This window comes from Pantoea sp. Z09 (assembly GCF_022394795.1).
Lineage (GTDB): Bacteria > Pseudomonadota > Gammaproteobacteria > Enterobacterales > Enterobacteriaceae > Pantoea > Pantoea latae.
Window position 1 is genome coordinate 680259 of sequence record NZ_CP092373.1, and the last position, 12755, is coordinate 693013.

The window sequence follows — 12755 nt, forward strand, 5'->3', positions numbered from 1 at the left end:
CCATACTTTGTAGACTGAAACCATAAACAGGGAAGCAAAGTATGACCGATGCATTAGATCAGGCCGCCGAACAGCTTGGCGAGCGGCTTCTTTCCTCTGAGTGGCGGTTAGCGACCGCCGAATCCTGCACCGCCGGCCTGATCAGCATGACGCTGGCGAAGGTAGAAAACAGCGGCAACTTCTACACCAGCGGCTTCGTCACCTACAGCGACAATGCGAAAAGCCAGCTGCTGGGCGTCCGGCCGGAAACTCTTGAGGCGCACACCGCCGTTAGCGAGCAGACCGCGCGCGAGATGGCGACAGGCGCGCGCGCGCGTTCCGGCGAGCCGGTCAGCCTGGCGATCACCGGCTATGCCGGGCCGGACGGTGGCGAAGACGGCACGCCGGCGGGCACTATCTGGTTTGGCTGGGCGCTGCCGGACGGCAGCGTCGTGGCGGAGATGCGGCGCTTTGCGGGCGAGCCGAAATCAGTAATGGAGCAGGGCGCGCAGTTCGCGCTGGCGCGTCTTGACGTGCTGCTGCGCGACGTCGCCCTGCATCAGAAGGCTTAACGACAGTCGACAATCAGGCGGCCACGCACCTTGCCGTCCAGCAGGTCCTGCGCGCCCTGTTTCGCCTCGCTGAGCGGGATCAGGGTGGCGAGCTGCGTCAGGGTGTCGCCGTTCAGCAGTTCGCCGAGGCGCTGCCACGCCTGCTGGCGCAGCGGTTTCGGACACATCACGCTGTCGACGCCGGTCAGCGTCACGCCGCGCAGAATAAAGGGCGCGACGCTGGCGGGCAGATCCAGCCCCTGCGCCATGCCGCAGGCGGCCACCACGCCGTCGCGCTGCGTTGCGGCCAGCACGTTGCTCAGCGTATGGCTGCCGACGCTGTCGATTGCCGCCGCCCAGCGCTCTTTCGCCAGCGGCTTGCCGGGCTGCGACAGCTCGCTGCGGTCGATAACCGAACGTGCGCCGAGCGTGTCGATCAGGTAGGCTTCGTCGCTGGCGCGTCCGCTGGCGGCAACCACCTCAAAGCCGAGACGCGACAGCAGGCTGACGCTAAAGCTGCCGACGCCGCCGCTGGCGCCGGTCACCAGCACCGGGCCGCGATCCGGCGTGACGCCCTGTTTTTCCAGCGCCATCACGCACAGCATCGCGGTAAAGCCTGCCGTGCCGATCGCCATAGTTTGCAGCGGGCTGAGCGAAGCGGGCACCTCCACCAGCCAGTCGCCAGAGACGCTCGCCTTCTGCGCCAGGCCGCCCCACTGTTTTTCGCCAACGCCCCAGCCGGTCAGCAGCGCGACGTCGTCCAGCTGCCATTCAGGATGGCGGCTGGCGGTGACGCGGCCGACAAAATCGATGCCCGGCACCATCGGGAACTGACGCACGATTGGCCCTTTATTGCAGATGGCGAGCGCGTCTTTGTAGTTCAGCGTGGAGTAAGCGACATCGAGGGTAACGTCATGGTCGGGCAGCTGGGATTCGTTAAGCTGTTTCAGGTTGGTGCGATAGCCTTGCTCATCATTTTCAATGACTAATGCGGTAAACATGCAGCCTCCGGCAAGCAGGAAATGTGCGGCTCAGTCTACTCTTCCACGGCGGGAAGGGGTAGCGAAGGCAGGATGCATAACCTTTCATAACGCAAAGATAATTAAGCATTTATGTAAATGCCTTTTATTTAAATTCATTATTTTTCATTGGGTTGCTACTTTGTGGTCTGCAAGGTTATTTACTTTTCTCGGTTGTTCGCGCGCAAAAAAAATGACATTATTGCGCCTCTTTTTCGCTTACCTGCTGAGGATGCCGCCTGTGACCAGAACCCTGCGCCACCGCGCCTGTTTACGCGCGCACTATCCAGCACCTGCGATCTCTCTATCGACGCGCTTCCCGCTCACCATGCGGTGAGGCCAGCTAAACGTTCACTGTTGGGCATGCGTAAAGACAGACGCGATCTGGCTTTACTGATGTCTATCGGGGGCGGCTTTTCCCCTTTTTCCGTTTCCGCCTGACGTTATTCGCCGGGGAATCTTCCCCATTGCCGTGCCTCTGGCACTCACTCATCCTTCACCGTTGGGGATTTGTGTTATGACACCACTGAAAATTGCCGCCAGCGCCGCCGTCGCGCCGGGCCTTACCCTGAATACCGCGCGTGACGTAGTGACGCTGGACAACACCGACTTTACCGACGTGGCGGCGGTGGTCGTTTCGCTGGCCGACACGCGCAGCGGCGTGCTGGCGCTGCTGCGCCATACCGGCTTTAACCTGCCGGTGTTTGTTGCCAACGCCTGGGAAGAGGATGTGCTGCATCTGCCGGGCGTGACCGGCGAGCTGAACGGCTCGGCAGAAGAGTGGGCGGCGCTGGAAGCGGCCGCGGCAGAATATGAGGCGAACCTGCTGCCGCCGTTTTTCGACACGTTAACGCGCTATGTCGATATGCAGAACAGCACCTTCGCCTGTCCGGGGCATCAGGGCGGCGCATTTTTCCGCAAACATCCGGCGGGGCGGCAGTTCTTCGATTTCTACGGCGAAAACGTTTTTCGCTCCGATATGTGCAACGCCGACGTTAAGCTCGGGGATCTGCTGATCCACGAAGGCTCGGCGAAAGACGCGCAGAAGTTCGCGGCAAAGGTATTTAACGCCGATAAAACCTACTTCGTGCTGAACGGCACCTCCAGCGCCAACAAAGTGGTGACCAACGCGCTGCTGACGCGCGGCGATCTGGTGCTGTTCGACCGCAATAACCATAAATCGAACCATCACGGTGCGCTGATTCAGGCGGGCGCCACGCCGGTCTATCTGGAGGCGGCGCGAAATCCGTTCGGCTTTATCGGCGGCATCGACGCGCACTGCTTCGACGAGGGCTGGCTGCGCGAGCACATTAAAGCAGTGGCACCGCAGCGCGCCGGTGACGCGCGCCCGTTCCGGCTGGCGATTATTCAGCTCGGCACCTATGACGGCACGGTCTATAACGCGCGTCAGGTGGTGGACCGCATCGGCCATCTGTGCGACTACATTCTGTTCGACTCCGCGTGGCTCGGCTATGAGCAGTTTATCCCGGTGATGGCGGGCACCTCGCCGCTGACGCTGGAGCTTAACGAGAACGATCCTGGCATTTTCGTCACCCAGTCGGTGCACAAGCAGCTGGCGGGCTTTTCGCAGACTTCGCAGATCCATAAAAAAGATAACCATATTCGCGGCCAGCGGCGTTTTTGCCCGCACAAGCGGCTGAATAATGCCTTTATGCTGCACGCCTCCACCAGCCCGTTCTACCCGCTGTTCGCCGCGCTGGACGTGAACGCCAAAATGCATCAGGGCGAAGCGGGCCGCCAGATGTGGCAGTCGTGCGTGACGCTCGGCATTGAGGCGCGCAAGGCGATCCTCGAACGCTGCGAGATGATCCTGCCGTTTGTGCCAGAGCAGGTAGACGGCAGACGCTGGCAGGATGCGCCGACCGAGGCGATCGCCCGCGACAGCCGCTACTTTAGCTTTGAGCCAGAGGCGAAATGGCACGGCTTTGCCGGTTATGCGCAGGATCAGTATCTGGTTGATCCCTGCAAGCTGCTGCTGACCACGCCAGGCATCGATGCGGCGAGCGGCGAATACGCCAGCTTCGGCATTCCTGCCACCATTCTGGCGAACTATCTGCGCGAAAACGGCATCGTGCCAGAGAAGTGCGATCTCAACTCGATTCTGTTTCTGCTGACGCCAGCGGAAAGCCCGGAGAAGATGGCGCATCTGGTGGCGATGCTGGCACAGTTCGAGCAGCACGTACGAGAGGATGCGCCGCTGGCGGAGGTGTTGCCGACGATTTATCGCAAGAACCAGGCGCGCTATAAGGGCTATACCCTGCGCCAGCTCTGTCAGGAGATGCACGATCTATACGTCAGCTTCGACGTCAAGGATCTACAGAAGGCGATGTTCCGCCAGCAGAGTTTCCCGGCGGTAGAGGTGAACCCGCAGGATGCGCATCAGGCCTATATTCGCGGCGACGTCGAGCTGGTGCCGATCGCCGAGGCCGAAGGGCGCATCGCCGCCGAAGGGGCGCTGCCTTATCCGCCAGGCGTGCTCTGCGTGGTGCCGGGGGAAGTGTGGGGCGGCGCGGTGCAGCGCTATTTCCTGGCGCTGGAAGAGGGTGTCAATCAGCTGCCGGGCTTCTCGCCGGAGCTGCAGGGGGTGTATACCGAGGAGGATGGCCAGGGGCGCAAACAGCTGGTGGCAAACATGATGGTGGAGGGGCGCCAGGCCGGGCGGTAGCGGCGGCGGGTTCCGTCCCGCCTGACGGGGTTGCCTGCTGCGCAGGCGGCTATGAGCCGGTTCCGCCCGACAGACGGGTTTGTCTGCTGCGCAGACGGGCCTTGGTGCAGGTTTCGTTCGCCCGACAGCCGGGCAGTTTCATTTCGCCCGCTGCGGGCGACCGAGCAGGGCCGGTAGGCGCCGGCCCTGCACCCGCGCCCCGGGCCAGCTCACCCGCCCGCTGCGCGGGTCCCTTCGCTCCCTCAGGATTTCGACGGACCGGCTGGATTCGCCTTATTCGCCCCATCCCTGCCGCTCGTCCTGAAATCCTTCCTCCGCTCAGCGGCTGCGATGGCCCCCACCACCCCCGCTGCAGGTCTCTTCTGTTTCATGATGACCATCATTGCTGAAAGCGTAAATCATTCGTTCAGCCAGCGCGGCCGTTAATAGAAAAACTGAGGAATTGCAGGCGGGGGTGTGGTCGAGGCATCTGACACGCTGAGGCGCGCACGGCGGCCAGGACGAGCCGACAGGACGTCGGCGAGAGCGCGGCATGAGACAGGATGTCGAATCCGCGCGGTCCGTGCGGCCGACGTAAGCAACGAAGGGACCGCGCGGAGCGCGGCGTGGAGGCTGCCGGAAGCCGGGATTGTTAAGGGGCTGGCGAGCCCCTTAACACGCACGCCAGCAGCGGCGCGGCTGAAACTCCCTGCCGTCTGGCGGGCGGAACCCGCTCATAGCCGCCTGCGCAGCAGGCAATCCATCAATAACGCCGATAGCTGCGCTGCGCCGTACTCACCTTATACAGATAGCGCCGCGACTCCGCCGACGGATGCTGCGTCGTCAGCGTGTTATAAACCTGCCCTGGCGACATATTATTAATGGCGTTAAAGGCGCGATCCTTATCGCTGGAGAACACGCGCAGCACGCTGCCCGCGCCGCCGTTATAGGCGGTGATCACCGCATAGCGACGCGACAGCGGATCCTGAATGCCGCCCAGATAGCTGTTTTGCAGCAGCGAAAGGTAGGCGGTGCCCGCGTCGATATTGTTCTCAGGATCGAGCAGATAGCTGCGGCTCGGCTTGCCCCATTTGCCCTTCATGCGGAACACGTCGACGCCCGCGGTGTGCTGCACTACCTGCATCAGACCCAGCGCGTCGGAATGGCTCACCGCATAGGGGTTGAAGCTCGACTCGGTCTGCATAATCGCCAGGATCAGCGACGCGTCGACGCCGTACTGCTCGGCGGCTTTACGCACCATCGGCAGATATTTGTGCGCACGCTTGTCGAGATGGTTAGGCACCATCGGAATGGTCACGGAGTAGATGACATGCAGGCCAGAGACGCGGCGCTGCAGTTTATTTTGCAGCAGGTAATCGGCGAAGGTGCCCGCGCGGCCCTGCCAGCGAATCGGCTGTCCGGTGTTATCCAGCACCTGACCATAGAGCAGCGGCTCTTTGCTGATCACGATGTCGTTGGCGTCGGAGTAGAGGTCGACATTGCCCGGATCGTCGCCGATCAGCAGCGTGGTAACGATCGCCTGGCGCAGGCTGGCCATCGGATCGGTACCGGAAATGGTTTCGATAGTGATGTTGCCGCTTTCGAAGTTGATATGGCTGCGGGTGTAATAGTTGTCGCTGTATTTGACGTAATCTTTCGGTCCGGCGATCAGAACCTCATTGATACCCCAAATATTCTCAATGTTATGCGCAAACTGGCCCATTAAAATGTCGAAGCCGTTGGTGTCCTTTACCCACTCTTCGTGATACTGCGAAGACTTCTTTCCTGAGCAGGAGACCAACAGCGGAGCGATCACCAGCAGGGCTAATAATTTCTTATTCATTGTAAATACGTGCCTGACCCGGAAAAGAGAGGGGCCTCAACGCTGAGGCCCTAAAAATTATGCTTCTGGCGGCGTATAGCCTTCGATGTGGACCTCTTTGCCTTCAAACAGGAAATTCACCATCTCCTTCTCCAGCACCTTGCGGTCTTCCGGATTCATCATGTTGAGCTTCTTCTCGTTGATCAACATGGTCTGTTTGGCCATCCACTTCTGCCAGGCTTCTTTTGAGATTTCATTGTAGATGCGCTTACCGATTTCGCCCGGGTAGAGCTGAAAATCCTGACCTTCAGCGTCGCGCTGTAAAAACGTACAAAAAATCGTGCGGCTCATTACTTTTCCTCTCTAATCTCATGCCGGGACAGGGCCAGCTGTTGCGGATGACGCAGCTCGTGCAAAAGCCGCTCAACCGGCGCCGCCAGCCCCACTGACGGCGGCTGGGCTAAGTTATACCAGAGACCGCCGGGTTCATCCATCGCCGCCCCGACAGATGACCATGATAGCCACATTGGCACGATATCCAGATGAAAATGGCTGAAGGTGTGACGAAATGCGGTCAGCTGCTGCGGCTTCGTATGGATGCCGCGCGCCTGCAGCCAGTCGTGCAGCGCCTCCTCGCTGGTGAACTGCGGGAAGCAGTACAAACCGCCCCACAATCCCACCGGCGGACGCTGCTCCAGCCAGACGTCGTCGCCATCCTGCAGCAGCAGGAACCAGCCGCTGCGCTCCGGCAGTATCTGCTTTGGCTTTTTGCCGGGATAGCTCGCCTGGCTGCTGTTGGCGTAGGCGATGCAGCCGCTATTCAGCGGGCAGATGTCGCATTTGGGCTTTGAACGAGTGCAGACCAGCGCACCGAGATCCATCATCGCCTGATTAAACTGGCTGACCCCTTGCGCCGGCGTCACCGTCTCGCTAATCTCCCACAGCCGCTTCTCGACATCCTTTTTACCCGGCCAGCCGCCGACGGCGTAGCAGCGCGCCAGCACGCGCTTCACGTTGCCGTCGAGGATGGGGAAATGCTGACCGAGCGACAGCGACAGCACCGCGCCCGCGGTGGAACGTCCGACACCGGGCAGCGCCGCGACGTCGTCGAAATTGCGCGGGAACTCGCCCTTATGTTGGTCGACGACCTGCTTCGCCGCCTTATGCAGATTGCGCGCGCGGGCGTAGTAGCCCAGCCCGGTCCACAGATGCAGCACCTCGTCGAGCGGCGCGGCGGCCAGATCGGCGACGGTGGGGAAGCGCGCCATAAAGCGTTCGAAATAGGGAATAACGGTGGCGACCTGGGTCTGCTGCAGCATGACTTCAGAGAGCCACACCTTATAAGGCGTTTTCTCCTGCTGCCACGGCAGGGTCTTGCGGCCAAAGCGCTGATACCACTCCAGCACCTGTTGCGCGAACTGCGGCGCTTGCATCATAAGAAGGAAATTTTCCGTGATTACTCTACACTCAGGCAGGCATTCCAGCACAGGCGCAGCCCCGGTGTAAACCTGAAGATTGCAAGGGCTTGCTTCTGCTAATTAACTTTGCATAATGCGCCTTTCCCCAAACAGGCTACTCAGCAGGCTACAACATGATTAATGACGTCATCACTCCGGAATTTGATGAGAACGGGCGGCCATTGCGCCGTATTCGCAGTTTTGTGCGCCGCCAGGGGCGTCTGACCAAAGGACAGCAGCTGGCGCTCGACCAATACTGGCCGGAGATGGGCGTAGAGTTTCAACCCGAGCCGCTGGATCTGACGCGCCTGTTTGGCCGCGAGGCGCCGGTGGTGCTGGAGATCGGCTTTGGCATGGGCGCCTCGCTGGTGACCATGGCGCAGAATAATCCGCAGCAGAACTTCCTCGGCATTGAAGTGCACGCGCCGGGCGTCGGCGCCTGCCTCGCCTCCGCGAAAGAGGCGGAGGTCGAGAACCTGCGCGTGATGTGCCACGACGCGGTGGAAGTGCTGGAGAAGATGATCCCGGACAACTCGCTGCGCATGGTGCAGCTTTTCTTCCCCGATCCCTGGCATAAAGCGCGCCACAACAAGCGCCGCATCGTGCAGGTGCCGTTCGCCGAGCTGGTGATGCGCAAGCTGAAGCTGGGCGGCGTCTTCCATATGGCGACCGACTGGGAAGCCTACGCCGAACATATGCTGGAAGTGATGAGCAGCATTGATGGCTATCAAAACCAGTCTGAGACACAGAATTACGTGCCGCGTCCCGAGACGCGTCCACTGACCAAGTTTGAGCAGCGCGGGCAGCGTCTGGGCCACGGCGTTTGGGACTTAATGTTTGAGAGGATTAAATAATGGCCACACAACGCAGCCGCCGTTTACGTAAAAAACTGCATATCGACGAGTTTCAGGAGCTGGGCTTTTCAGTCGCCTGGCGCTTCGCCGAGGGCACCTCTGAACAGCAGATTGATAAAACCGTCGACGACTTTATCAACGAAGTCATCGCGCCTAACGGCCTCGCCTATGACGGCAGCGGCTATCTGGTGTGGGAAGGTCTGATCTGCCTGCAGAAGACCGGCAAATGCACCGACGAGCATCGCGAGCTGGTGCGTAAATGGCTGGAAGCGCGTCAGCTGAATGATGTGCAGGTGACCGAACTTTTCGACGTCTGGTGGGACTAATATTTTTATCCGGCGTTGAGTCCGCTTCAGGCTGGCTTACTTGCGCTACCGACAGCGACCTGTCATTACCGCGCCTGGTTCACATAGTAGGGAGAGATTATGGTTCGTAAAACGCTTATCGCCGCGCTGCTGCTGGCAGCGACCCAGGCGCAGGCTGCCTGGGAGTGCAGCGTAAAACCGCAGGATGACGTGGTGCTCAAGCCGCAGAGCGTGCAGGTGGTCGGCGCCAACGGCAACCTGGAGATCTCCCCGCAGGGCGATGTGCAGCTCAACGGCAAGAAAGTGGCGGTGAACAACGCGCAGCGCCAGCAGGCGATCGACTACCAGAACGCGCTGCGTCGCGATCTGCCGTGGATCGACAACGGCGCCTCGTCGCGTCTGGAGAAGGGCCGCGTGGCGCTGGATAAAGTGATAGTCGAGAAGCTTGGTGCCGACAGCAACGTGCGCAACCGTCTGACCACGCTTAACGGCCAGCTGAAGCAGCAGATGAACCGCATTATCGAGCATCGCGACGACGGTCTGACCTTCCATCATCAGGCGATCGATCAGGTGCGCGCCGACGGTGAACGTCTGGTGCAGAGCACCATGGGCGGCGTGCTGCAGGACAGCCTGAACGAGATGGGCACAAAGCAGGCGAGCGGCAGCAATCCGCTGCAGGCGATTATGGGCAATCTGGGCGGTTTGCAGCAGTCGATTCAGGCGGAGTGGAGCAATCAGGAGCAGGATTTCAAAAACTTCGGCCAGGAAGTGTGCAATCGCGTGATTAGCCTGGAAGACCAGCGCAAAAAGCTGATGGGCAGCGTGAAGTCGTAAGCCGTGCTGTCGGGGCATAACGTTATCGCCCCGACAGCGTTTCAGCGCGCCGTTACATCAGGCGCTACTCATTGCCCCACTGATTCAAAAACTCCGCGATCTCATCGATGCGCTGCGCGTCGATACCCGCTTCGTCAGCCATCTCCTGCTGCGCCTCTTCGCTGATCTCTTCGTTGTTCATCAGGCGCGTAATCAGCAGCTGAAAATAGCGCGCCAGCGCGTCGCGCTCCGACTCGCCCACCGGCTTTGCGGCTTCCGTCGCATACTCATCGGCAACGTCATAGAATCTGATTGGAATGTCATCGTTCATAAAAGGTCTCCAGGGTAACGCCTGTCTACTAATGGGGGCTGTCTGCGGGATCTCACACCTTGAGCATTTTTGCCGTGGCGTCGACGTCGATCTCATCTTCCGAGAAGATCAGCGTCGTTCCCTGGAAGGTGGTAATCGCCAGCTTTTTCACCGAGCGCATTTCGCCGGGCTTCACGTCGGTTTTTGGCCGGATGTTGTTCAGCAGCGAGCCGACAGAGAGCACGGTGTTCTCTTTATCGATGCGCGTATCGGCCGGCACCTCTTCGCTGAACACCACGAAAGATTTGATCGCGGTGAGCTTGATGCGTTCGCCAGCAATAAAGATGTACTTACTCTCCGGCACCACCTTCACCGCATAGGCCGACAGCCCTTTGCTGTTGGTGGTGGGCTCAAAGGTCACCGCCGCATTTTTCTTGATCAGCTCAGGGTTGGCGACCTTAATCACATGAAAGTAGCGGTTGTCGCCGTTCTCATCTTTGATAAATCCAAAGCCCTTGTCCTGAAACCAGGTTGTGATCGTTCCGTTCATCGCCATTACCGCCTGTTTAATCGTTAATCTACTCAGTTTTTACAGCGCGCAGTGTAATGCACAATGGCTGTGCAGACTACGGCTTTGGGGTAAGTGTGGATGATAAAGTTGGCGGATGCGAGGGGCGCGCCGCAGGCGTGTTTTTGTTGAGCTATAGCCTGATCCGCCACATCAGGATGAGACTTTCTCGCGAGGATCGTCAATGTGCTGTTTCGCCACATCATAACGGATCCCTTCCCGCCGCCTACAGCTCTCTTAATTGCCACAGAGTCAGGCAGAGGGTTCGCCATTAAAAGCGAGCCAGGCGGCGAGCGTATCCAGCGATTCGCGCAGCAGTTTGATTTTTCCCTCTTCCGCCACCAGTCGTCCTGCATAGGTTTGTTTATAAATCCGCGCGGTTCCAGCCAGGCCCGCCTCTACGCTGTATTCGCCAAATGCCTGTGTTGGGGTATCAATAAAGAACTGAATATTGCGGAAGCGGAAATCCGGTACCTTAACCAGCAATCCGGCGATAAATTTTTCGATTTCAGCGGGACCCTGCACGCGATGCGGCAAGCCCAGCGTTTGCAAATAGGGTAATTCCAGCACGCCATCAGCGGCAAAAAAGGAAGCGGCGGTTTTAGGATCCTGAATGTTGTCGAGATAGTTCTGCAGTAACTGCACGGCGGTTTTCATGATCAGAGTGCTCCTGTGGTCGGTGCCAGCCAGCGGTCGGCGGCGTAAGACCAGAATAAAGAAACTCAGAGGCACACAAAACAGTAAAGGATGAAATTCATCCTTTCATAAATGTAAGGCTAACGGACGAGTCGCTAAGCTCTGTCTGGCCAGCGCCATTCCGGCTCACCCAGATGCTGAGCAAAGAAATCTGACAGTACCTTAACTTTCAGCGGGCGACTGCGAGAGGTGGGCGTCACAAAATAGAGGCCGCCCTGTGTCATTGACCACTCATCAAGCAGATGCACCAGCCGCCCGTCTCTCAGATATTCTGCGGCGATAAACTCCGGCAGCTCGGCAATCCCCAGGCCTGCCAGCAGGGAAGGCAGCAAGGCATCAGAGTTGGTTACGCGCAGCGGCCCGCCTGGCACAATATCCTCCTGCGCCCCAGACGCATGAGTAAACCGCCATACCTGACTACGCGCGCGATAGGCATAGCTGAAGCATTTACGGCCAGAAAGTTCGCGAGGATGCTGCGGCACGCCCTGTTCAGCAAGATAGGTTGGTGAGGCGACCAGAAATTGCGTTACCGCACATAACTTGCGCGCGACCAGGGAAGAGTCCGGCAGGGCTGCAATACGCAACGCGGCGTCAAAACCTTCTGCGATCAAATCAACGGACTCATCTGACAGATGCAGATCCACACTCAGTTCCGGAAACTGACGAATAAGTTCTGGCATCAGAGGTGCGACCCAGCGCAGGCCAAAAGACATGGGCACCGCTAATCGCACCTGCCCACGAGGCTGTACTGAGAGTTCGTGGGCTTCGCTTTCTATCTCTTCAGCCTGGCGATACATCTCTGACGCCTTAGCGGCCATGCTTTGGCCAAACTCCGTTAAGGCCAGCTGGCGCGACGTCCGGTTAAACAGACGACCGCCCAATCGCTCCTCTAGTCGTGCTACCGCACGTGACACGGTGGGAACGGAGATGCCCATTACTCTGGCCGCTGCCGCAAACGAGCCTTCCTCTGCCACTTTCGCAAACATCGCGAGTCCTTCGAAATCGGGGAACCTGTTCATTTCAAATCTGCAATGATGAGTTTCTAATCATTCTATTTTGAATGTTCGTTTTCGTCGATATGCTTCTTCCATCGCGACAACAACGGCTGTCGCCAGCGACTCAGCTTCGGGTCATTAACGCATTACGGGAAGACAAAAATGAAAACTCAGCGCATCGCTTCATCACTTTTCGCCACCTCATTGTTGCTGGGCGCGGCAGGCCTCTCTGCTTCCGCCTTTAGCGCAGACCAGACGCCGCTGGTGACGATTTCAGGAGTCGATCATGCCGGCATCAACGTACCGGATCTGGCTAAAGCCATCGCGTTTTTCCAGACAACGTTCGGTGCAACGCTTGAATCCGATATCACGCCAGGAGCGATACCGGATGCATGGAAGGCGGCTTTCAACTGGCATCAATCCAGCGAGCTAAAACGTTTTGTCATGATGCGTCTGCCAGACGGAACCGGTGTTGAGCTTTTCCACTACAGCGGTGAGCAAATTGGCCATGAGCGGCCGCATCAGGATGATGACGCGGCGACGCATATTGCGCTGAAAACCACTGACGTTCTCTCCAGCTTCAAGGCGATTCAAAAAGCGGGGCTGAAAACATTGAATGAGCCGGTGACTAACGCCGACGGCACGCAGTGGTTTTACTTCCTGACGCCGTGGGGCTCGCAGATTGAACTGGTCGGCAAAGTGAACAAAGCAAACTGACAGG

General features: G+C 58.9%; 14 protein-coding genes. 6 read left to right on the forward strand and 8 right to left on the reverse strand.

The features are described from left to right. The first annotated feature begins 41 nt into the window (after positions 1-41). Positions 42-551, forward strand: coding sequence for a CinA family protein (locus tag MC269_RS03395; protein ID WP_239953951.1), 510 nt, complete (start codon positions 42-44; stop codon positions 549-551). On the opposite strand, the gene MC269_RS03400 is transcribed toward MC269_RS03395, so the two are convergent. Next, complete coding sequence (locus tag MC269_RS03400) at positions 548-1531, reverse strand: MDR family oxidoreductase (RefSeq protein WP_081140859.1); 984 nt, start codon at positions 1529-1531, stop codon at positions 548-550. The genes MC269_RS03395 and MC269_RS03400 overlap by 4 nt on opposite strands. A gap of 535 nt (positions 1532-2066) precedes the next feature. Between MC269_RS03400 and MC269_RS03405 the strand changes: the two genes are divergently transcribed. Continuing rightward, positions 2067-4235 carry an ornithine decarboxylase gene (locus tag MC269_RS03405; RefSeq protein ID WP_239953953.1) on the forward strand — a complete coding sequence of 723 codons (2169 nt, stop codon included), beginning with the start codon at positions 2067-2069 and terminating at the stop codon, positions 4233-4235. A gap of 742 nt (positions 4236-4977) precedes the next feature. Here MC269_RS03405 and mltC read toward each other — a convergent pair. The 3 genes from mltC to mutY are packed head-to-tail and all read right to left on the reverse strand — an operon-like array spanning position 4978 to position 7472. Continuing rightward, the gene (gene mltC / locus MC269_RS03410) at positions 4978-6057 is read right to left on the reverse strand and encodes a membrane-bound lytic murein transglycosylase MltC (protein ID WP_239953955.1); all 1080 of its coding nucleotides are present in this window, start codon (positions 6055-6057) and stop codon (positions 4978-4980) included. Between the two features lie 57 nt (positions 6058-6114). Beyond that, positions 6115-6387: an oxidative damage protection protein gene (locus MC269_RS03415; protein WP_033752305.1), complete on the reverse strand. Its 273-nt coding sequence runs from the start codon at positions 6385-6387 to the stop codon at positions 6115-6117. Next, the gene (mutY, locus tag MC269_RS03420; protein WP_239953957.1) at positions 6387-7472 is read right to left on the reverse strand and encodes an A/G-specific adenine glycosylase; all 1086 of its coding nucleotides are present in this window, start codon (positions 7470-7472) and stop codon (positions 6387-6389) included. Before mutY ends, MC269_RS03415 begins: the two co-directional genes overlap by 1 nt. 155 nt (positions 7473-7627) lie before the next feature. Here mutY and trmB point away from each other — a divergent pair, with 155 nt between their 5' ends. From trmB to MC269_RS03435, 3 genes are all read left to right on the forward strand, one after another. Continuing rightward, positions 7628-8347: a tRNA (guanosine(46)-N7)-methyltransferase TrmB gene (gene trmB, locus MC269_RS03425; RefSeq protein WP_239953959.1), complete on the forward strand. Its 720-nt coding sequence runs from the start codon at positions 7628-7630 to the stop codon at positions 8345-8347. Beyond that, on the forward strand, positions 8347-8673 hold the full coding sequence (locus tag MC269_RS03430; RefSeq protein WP_081140864.1) for a YggL family protein: 327 nt from the start codon (positions 8347-8349) through the stop codon (positions 8671-8673). Before trmB ends, MC269_RS03430 begins: the two co-directional genes overlap by 1 nt. 99 nt (positions 8674-8772) lie before the next feature. Further along, positions 8773-9486, forward strand: a complete 714-nt coding sequence (locus MC269_RS03435) for a DUF2884 domain-containing protein (RefSeq protein ID WP_239953961.1) — start codon at positions 8773-8775, stop codon at positions 9484-9486. Between the two features lie 64 nt (positions 9487-9550). On the opposite strand, the gene MC269_RS03440 is transcribed toward MC269_RS03435, so the two are convergent. From MC269_RS03440 to MC269_RS03455, 4 genes are all read right to left on the reverse strand, one after another. Next, positions 9551-9796 carry a DUF2543 family protein gene (locus MC269_RS03440; RefSeq protein ID WP_239953963.1) on the reverse strand — a complete coding sequence of 82 codons (246 nt, stop codon included), beginning with the start codon at positions 9794-9796 and terminating at the stop codon, positions 9551-9553. Positions 9797-9848: 52 nt separating this feature from the next. Continuing rightward, on the reverse strand, positions 9849-10331 hold the full coding sequence (locus MC269_RS03445) for a cold-shock protein (protein ID WP_239953965.1): 483 nt from the start codon (positions 10329-10331) through the stop codon (positions 9849-9851). A gap of 264 nt (positions 10332-10595) precedes the next feature. Then, positions 10596-11000, reverse strand: coding sequence for a nuclear transport factor 2 family protein (locus MC269_RS03450; RefSeq protein ID WP_239953967.1), 405 nt, complete (start codon positions 10998-11000; stop codon positions 10596-10598). A gap of 134 nt (positions 11001-11134) precedes the next feature. After that, entirely contained in the window at positions 11135-12058 is a 924-nt protein-coding gene (locus MC269_RS03455) for a LysR family transcriptional regulator (RefSeq protein ID WP_239953969.1), read from the reverse strand. Between the two features lie 138 nt (positions 12059-12196). Here MC269_RS03455 and MC269_RS03460 point away from each other — a divergent pair, with 138 nt between their 5' ends. Continuing rightward, complete coding sequence (locus MC269_RS03460) at positions 12197-12751, forward strand: VOC family protein (RefSeq protein WP_239953971.1); 555 nt, start codon at positions 12197-12199, stop codon at positions 12749-12751. Positions 12752-12755 lie beyond the last annotated feature (4 nt).

Coding starts and splice junctions, on each gene's coding strand:
- MC269_RS03405 (WP_239953953.1), top strand. CDS start 2,067: ATGACACCACTGAAAATTGCCGCCAGCGCCGCCGTCGCGCCGGGCCTT.
- MC269_RS03400 (WP_081140859.1), bottom strand. CDS start 1,531: ATGTTTACCGCATTAGTCATTGAAAATGATGAGCAAGGCTATCGCACC.
- mutY (WP_239953957.1), bottom strand. CDS start 7,472: ATGATGCAAGCGCCGCAGTTCGCGCAACAGGTGCTGGAGTGGTATCAG.
- MC269_RS03455 (WP_239953969.1), bottom strand. CDS start 12,058: ATGAACAGGTTCCCCGATTTCGAAGGACTCGCGATGTTTGCGAAAGTG.
- MC269_RS03415 (WP_033752305.1), bottom strand. CDS start 6,387: ATGAGCCGCACGATTTTTTGTACGTTTTTACAGCGCGACGCTGAAGGT.
- MC269_RS03430 (WP_081140864.1), top strand. CDS start 8,347: ATGGCCACACAACGCAGCCGCCGTTTACGTAAAAAACTGCATATCGAC.
- MC269_RS03435 (WP_239953961.1), top strand. CDS start 8,773: ATGGTTCGTAAAACGCTTATCGCCGCGCTGCTGCTGGCAGCGACCCAG.
- mltC (WP_239953955.1), bottom strand. CDS start 6,057: ATGAATAAGAAATTATTAGCCCTGCTGGTGATCGCTCCGCTGTTGGTC.
- MC269_RS03445 (WP_239953965.1), bottom strand. CDS start 10,331: ATGGCGATGAACGGAACGATCACAACCTGGTTTCAGGACAAGGGCTTT.
- trmB (WP_239953959.1), top strand. CDS start 7,628: ATGATTAATGACGTCATCACTCCGGAATTTGATGAGAACGGGCGGCCA.
- MC269_RS03440 (WP_239953963.1), bottom strand. CDS start 9,796: ATGAACGATGACATTCCAATCAGATTCTATGACGTTGCCGATGAGTAT.
- MC269_RS03460 (WP_239953971.1), top strand. CDS start 12,197: ATGAAAACTCAGCGCATCGCTTCATCACTTTTCGCCACCTCATTGTTG.
- MC269_RS03450 (WP_239953967.1), bottom strand. CDS start 11,000: ATGAAAACCGCCGTGCAGTTACTGCAGAACTATCTCGACAACATTCAG.
- MC269_RS03395 (WP_239953951.1), top strand. CDS start 42: ATGACCGATGCATTAGATCAGGCCGCCGAACAGCTTGGCGAGCGGCTT.